Annotated in this window: 5 protein-coding genes and 1 pseudogene; 3 read left to right on the top strand and 3 right to left on the bottom strand. The window is 57.5% G+C overall.

The window, feature by feature from the left end; all coding sequences use genetic code 11:
* On the bottom strand, positions 1-407 hold a 407-nt coding region (locus tag OXT71_18660; GenBank protein ID MDE2928413.1), incomplete at its 3' end, for a type I restriction-modification system subunit M N-terminal domain-containing protein.
* A 171-nt stretch (positions 408-578) separates the two neighbouring features.
* On the opposite strand from OXT71_18660, the pseudogene OXT71_18655 reads away from it, so the two are divergent.
* The 3 genes and pseudogenes from OXT71_18655 (at position 579) to OXT71_18645 (ending at position 2812) form a co-directional block, all read left to right on the top strand.
* Positions 579-942, top strand: a pseudogene (locus OXT71_18655) (integrase).
* Positions 943-1240: 298 nt separating this feature from the next.
* On the top strand, positions 1241-1717 hold the full coding sequence (locus OXT71_18650) for a hypothetical protein (GenBank protein MDE2928412.1): 477 nt from the start codon (positions 1241-1243) through the stop codon (positions 1715-1717).
* A gap of 816 nt (positions 1718-2533) precedes the next feature.
* A complete protein-coding gene (locus OXT71_18645) occupies positions 2534-2812 on the top strand; it encodes a hypothetical protein (protein ID MDE2928411.1) in 279 nt (92 codons plus the stop codon).
* Here the strand turns inward: OXT71_18645 and OXT71_18640 are convergent.
* Together OXT71_18640 and OXT71_18635 are read right to left on the bottom strand one after the other, a co-directional pair.
* Complete coding sequence (locus tag OXT71_18640; protein ID MDE2928410.1) at positions 2809-4149, bottom strand: AAA family ATPase; 1341 nt, start codon at positions 4147-4149, stop codon at positions 2809-2811. The two genes, OXT71_18645 and OXT71_18640, sit on opposite strands and share 4 nt — an antisense overlap.
* 1094 nt (positions 4150-5243) lie before the next feature.
* A partial coding sequence (locus OXT71_18635) for a site-specific integrase (protein MDE2928409.1) occupies positions 5244-5602 on the bottom strand: 359 nt, incomplete at its 5' end.

Genomic DNA, 5602 nt, shown 5'->3' with positions numbered 1-5602 from the left:
TGATCCACCACGTTCGCCAGCACGCGGGGCGTCGGCATCATGAAGAGGGCGTCCCGCATGTGGTGCGCGTAAGTAGAGCCTCGTTCGGCACCGGTTTCCCCTCTCTGCCCCAGGGCCTTCATGAAGGGAAATGCCTCGTCGCGCACGGTAGCGAACATCTTCTCGGGAGCGGTCTCCCTGAAGCGAGACCAGCGAAGGGAGTCCTGATCGGGAGCAAAGATCGGCCCCTCGATGGGCTTGCCAGTGCGTGCGGCCTTGTTCTCCTTCAGCGTTTGTAGCTCGTCGAGCCGTTTGATGAAGAGTAGGTAAGTCAGTTGCTCGATGACCGAGAGTGGGTTCGAGATGCCCCCAGACCACATCGTGTTCCAGATGTTGTCGATTCTGGCCTTGAGTTCGCCTGTGATCATAGTCTTGGATGGGTCGGCGGAGGGTGGGCCTCCTCGGGCTCCGGGTCAACCCTCGCCAATATACAGTAAAGGCCTCGACCGGCGAACCCCAGGACGCCCTGACTCCAGCTTCGTCGACTCCAGCTTCGTCGACTCCAGCTTCGTCTGGAACGTCACGCCACCGCCGTCACACGATTGGCTCCTCTAGTCTTCGTGCGCCCCGGGGATTTGTGCCACGCCCAGTGGTCGGATATCGATCTAGAGGTGGGGGAGTGGCATTACCTTTTGTCCAAAATGGAAATTCCGCATATCGTTCCGCTTGCCAGCGAAGCGGTCTGGATGCCGCCGCGAACTTCATCCTGTGACGGGCCATGGACTTCTGGCCAAGGCCAGAACGATCCTGGATGAAGTGTTGGGATTTCGCCCTGACTTCATCGAGCACCAGTTGGCCCACGCAGTGCGAGACCCCAACGGACGGCCTTACAATCGCACGGGCTATCTGCCGGTACGGCGAAAGATGATGCAGAAGTGGGCCGACTATCTGGCCCAGTTGAAGACCAACGTTGGAACCATTCCGATCCATCAATCTTGGAGGAAAGGCCAAAATAGACACCCCTGGAGTACCAGAATAGAGCCTGAAGAGTACCCGGAATGGCCACTTGCAACGGTCCCGCTATCAGGAGGTCACGGTCTTCGGAGTCGGCGAACCTATTACTGCCTGCACTGGAGCTATCAAGGCCACCGGAGCCGCTGTTCGCGCTACGGTGACAAGTGCGAACCCATCCCAGCCAGGAGAGAGAATCCCTGAGTTTCGAGCCAACCTGCGCGGCATTACGTGCCAGGACATGAAGTAAATGGAATTGCGCCTCGAATCGAAATTCGACTCCAGGATAGACCGCGTGGAGTCTCGGTTGCGCAAGAACATGGAGCGCCTGGATGGGCTCGCGGCTCGGCTCGAACACAGCCAGGAAAAGCTCGAAGTGCTGCTGGAAGGTCTGCGCGAAGCTACCACCCGTCGCAATATCGCCAGAGCGACACGAGGAGTCTTTTTGGGGGTAGTTTGTCTATTTCGTCCGATCCCCGCGAGAGGGAGTCGTCTGATTAAGCTTATCGGCACGTTCCCTGAGGTTCTCGGCCTGAAGCACGTTTTCGACTATGTCCATGACAAGGTTCAGATTGGCTGTATCCGGCTTGTATGCCCGATGGGCTGCAGCGTGGCCCGCATTCAGAGCCGCCTCCAGGGTTTCTCGATGGATCTTGCTCAAGAATCCCTTGTCCTCCAGCGCATCCAGCCTCTCCGCGAAGGTGCCGGAACCACCAACCTGCCTTGATAAGAGTCCATCGATCACTGTTCGAGCACCCATCAGGGCCAGCCGCCGCTGATCACCTTGGAGAGCGCTGTAGATTTCTCGCATTAGCTCTGCCGTTTCCTCCGGAGTGTCTTCGAGCCAAGGTGGTTGCCGACGGGATACACGAGTCGGAAAGTATTCGACGCTTTCACAATCTGGAGCCTCCGAAAACCAAGACGTCCGTCTTACAGAGATCTCTTCGCAACCGCAGCACTCCAGCAAGGCATATGTATCGATCCAGTCAATAATAAAATCTTCCTCTATGGTTTCGGAGCCCTGCTGCTTTCGCACTGCGACCACATGATGCTTGGTCTTACCTCCACACTGATTGCAGTGGGATCTGGCGATCTTTTCATCAGACAAAACAAATCTCCGATCTGTTCTATTGAAGGGGTCCGCCGCCCAGATTTCGGGTGCTCATAACAGACTCGTATACTTTATCGGGTCCTAAAGAAGGCACGTAACTCTCTATTTACGACGACCGGCGCGTCTCCTCATATTGTTGGTGGGAGAGAAAGAGTTAACAGACCATCCTCGGCTAACCCTCTCATGCCCCCTCCTTTTGTAGAGGCGCCAGATTTCTAGAAGCGGGGAATGTTGTCACGTCTGGGACACTCGGCACAGGTCGGGCGCAATAAGGAGTTGCCGGTGCGCGCGAGTAACTCGCTCGTTCCTTGCGGTCGTATAAACCTTACCGCGGGGCTTCGAAATGATCGCTGGGTTCTTGAAGTCCTGAATCAGATCAGGGTCATTCGTATAGAGTAGCCGCCCACCACTCACCTGGGCCAGTGCGAGCACATGCTCATCGTCCGATTTACACATCCCGTGCTTGCGGAGTTCGGCCGCTCGGTTTTTCACTTCCTCATCCGCCACAATGCGAGCACGATGGTATTGGGCGGCCGTGTCAAGCCACCGAAGGAATCGCCCATCTTCGCACAATTCTTTCCGGAGTTTGCCGCCGACAACAAGCTGTCCCCGTGGCCCCAAGAGCCACTCGAGGAAATGCCTAGCTGCTGGTGGCCGTTTGCTGCCGAAAATTTGTCCGACAACATTTGCATCGACGATGGCACACATTAGAAACCAACAGACCGTCGCATTTCGTCCATGAAAAACTGACCGTAGCTGTGTGGAGCACCCAGAACATTGCCCAGTTCGTCAAATCCTAGGGAGTGAATCCGGACATCAAGATCGGAACGTTCGAAGAACAAGAGCGACACATCATTTGGGTTCAATGCTGTCGTTCCGTCACGGATATCCATACGGACGCGATTGATAATGAAATCGCTGTGAGTTTCGATGATGAGTTGACGACCGGTCGCGGCAGTCTCGCACAATAGGCTGCCAAGTGCCGCTTGGGCGCTTGGATGGAGGTGCACTTCTGGTTGCTGGAAAAGAAAAATCGAGGCGCCGTCTGGACGGAATAGCTCTGCCAGGACGGGGAGAGTTTGGCTGACACCATATCCGACGTCAATCAGGTTTCGCCTCGGACCCTTTTTTTTGTTGTTGGCAAATTTTCTGATTTGCAACTGAAATGGTCCTCCCTCTGTTCTGCCAAGCTGCCTTACCCCAATCTCGTCGAACAAACCGGACTTACGACCAAAGTCCTCCAGCTTTTTTTTGAGTGCTCCCCATTTTTGTTGGCTTCGAAAATGCATACTCGCCAAATAGCTGGGAACATACGCACCTTCTGGGTCTTGCAATTGTCCGGTCGGATCGTAGGTTCTGCGAGGACTGGAACGGATCGGAGCGCCAGCGAATGGCTGCCGCCCCCAAAACACTCTTCTGAATCGATCCAGAAGTATTGAGAAACTCTCCAGGTCTTTTTCGTCCGGCCTGCCCAGAGACCCTGCCAATTTCTGAAACCGACCCAGGGACTCGTCAGTTTCATCCATCGCGTGAATGATTTGAGGGAGGATATATGCGAAAATTGCCCAAATATTATCGAATATGGGCTCTATCGTGAATCGCCATGATCCTTTGGCCGACCCGAGATCAAGAATGATCTCGGCACCTCCGATGGGATGCCTGATCCACACGTTTTCCGTCTGCCACGACATCAACACCGCAGTGGGGACGGCAGCCTGGGACTCGAAGGTTGCATCGAACTTGATTTGCCGGCGGGGTGAGCCTCCACTGAGGCCAATTTCAAACGAATCAGCGCTCCCCCCCCTCCCCCCTCGGCTGTGAGCGATTCCTGCAAACGGCCCAAGATCATATGGGGGCTTACGAAAGTCGGGCTCGATGCGCTCGGCAGCTGCTTCACACGCGGCCCGTATGGCGGCGAGAAATGAGGTTTTCCCAGTGCTGTTTTCCCCAACAAGGAGCGTGAGCGGAGCCAATCGCGCTGTCTGTTTTTCATGGAAGCAACGGAAATCCCGTAGCCTGACCTCCTGCAGTAGACGTCGTCGATTCATGTCGGTCCTCTATCGTCTCGCAACTGGCCAGCAATATATCAAGCCCACGAGTTGTGTGCCTTACGCGGGGGCCTGACTGCATAGAAGAAGGTTTGGATCGAACCCCGGAAGGTCTGAACTCGGAACGTGAGGTGGAGGTCGGCGTCGCGGTCTGCCCCATGCCCCTTCGGAGTTGGAGTCCCTACAAGCTCGAAGAGGGCTCCTGGAGTTCGTCCGGCCTGGGCGGCGGCTCCATCCCGATCACAACGCAGGGAGGAGAGGCATGGTCCGCGATTCCAGCAAGCCGGAACGGATGACGGACCGGGGAACCTGTTCCCCCAGACCCCCCAGTGGCGCCAGAACCCCGGGCGGCTCACCTTGCCGCCAGTGAAACTAGCGCTCCTGTTCGTCGCGCGTCCCATGAGAATGGGACCCTCGCACGGTCTCGTCGGGCTTTCAGCCGGGAGTGAGACGTTGGCCCGTTTCCGGAAGTCCTGGCCAAACGGGCCCGTTCGGCTCCGAATGTACGTCCCCAATTTCCGGAGCGCGCAAGCCCTTCAAACATCGGGGTGGAGGCTCGAAACTCGTCCATGGAGTCCACGGTTTGACCGAACGGTTACGAACGCTTACGTCCATTCACGGCCACGAAGGGCCAAAGCCATCCGATTCATCCCGGTGGAAAGAATGGGGGGAAGAGCGGTGGTGGAAATTCTATAAATCTTTTATATTTAATGGTTTAGGGACTTTATAGAAACAGTCCGCCAGGGATATTTGGGACGGGAGCGACCCCCCAGGGGGTGTTGCGCAAATGTAAGTTGCGCAACACCGCCGTGCCCGCACCGGGCAGCAAAAAGGGGGGTCGCTCCCGTCCACCTCCGATTTCCCCGTGCGGCCGCGCGGACCCGCGAATGTGGCCGTAACTGCATGAGCGACAACGAGATCGGGGAAATCGTGTGGGTAAGTGAAATCGCTCCCCTGATGTAACTCGGGTCCATTGTCTCACTTACACTCCCGGATCGGCACCGAGCCCCACTTTTCAGCCGTCAAATTCGGGCTCCCGGACGCCGGCTCGAACGCCAGCTCCCGAAGCCTGCCGGGAGGACCACCACGGCGGATCAACGGAGCCCGACGGACGCCCGAGACCGACTCTCGCCAGCCAGATAGCTCGACCAGTCCTCCATGAGACGGCGCCGGCGCTCGAACAGGTCCGTGCGCCGGTACGCCGCCTCGACCTTGTTCCACCGCAGCAGTTTGCGCAACCGGCCGGAGCCGAGGGGCTTTCCGCCCCCCCGCGTGAAGATCAACCGGACGGCTCCATCCTCCAGCGTCCGGGCTTCCTCCAGAATCTCCACCGCCCGGCCACACAGCGGCACCCGGTGCTCCCGCTTGGTCTTCATGCGGGATTCGGGAACCGTCCATATCCTTGCCGCCGGATCGATCTCCGGCCACTCGGCCCACCGCACCTCGCCCCACC

This window comes from Acidobacteriota bacterium, assembly GCA_028874215.1.
GTDB lineage: Bacteria > Acidobacteriota > UBA6911 > RPQK01 > JAJDTT01 > JAJDTT01.
The sequence above is the reverse complement of the archived record's forward strand: the minus strand, read 5'-3'. Positions and strand labels throughout refer to the sequence as shown.

Bases quoted from the DNA above. Each gene is read 5' to 3' on its own strand.
- OXT71_18650 (MDE2928412.1), top strand. From the start codon at position 1,241: ATGGAATTGCGCCTCGAATCGAAATTCGACTCCAGGATAGACCGCGTG.
- OXT71_18645 (MDE2928411.1), top strand. From the start codon at position 2,534: ATGCTCATCGTCCGATTTACACATCCCGTGCTTGCGGAGTTCGGCCGC.
- OXT71_18640 (MDE2928410.1), bottom strand. From the start codon at position 4,149: ATGAATCGACGACGTCTACTGCAGGAGGTCAGGCTACGGGATTTCCGT.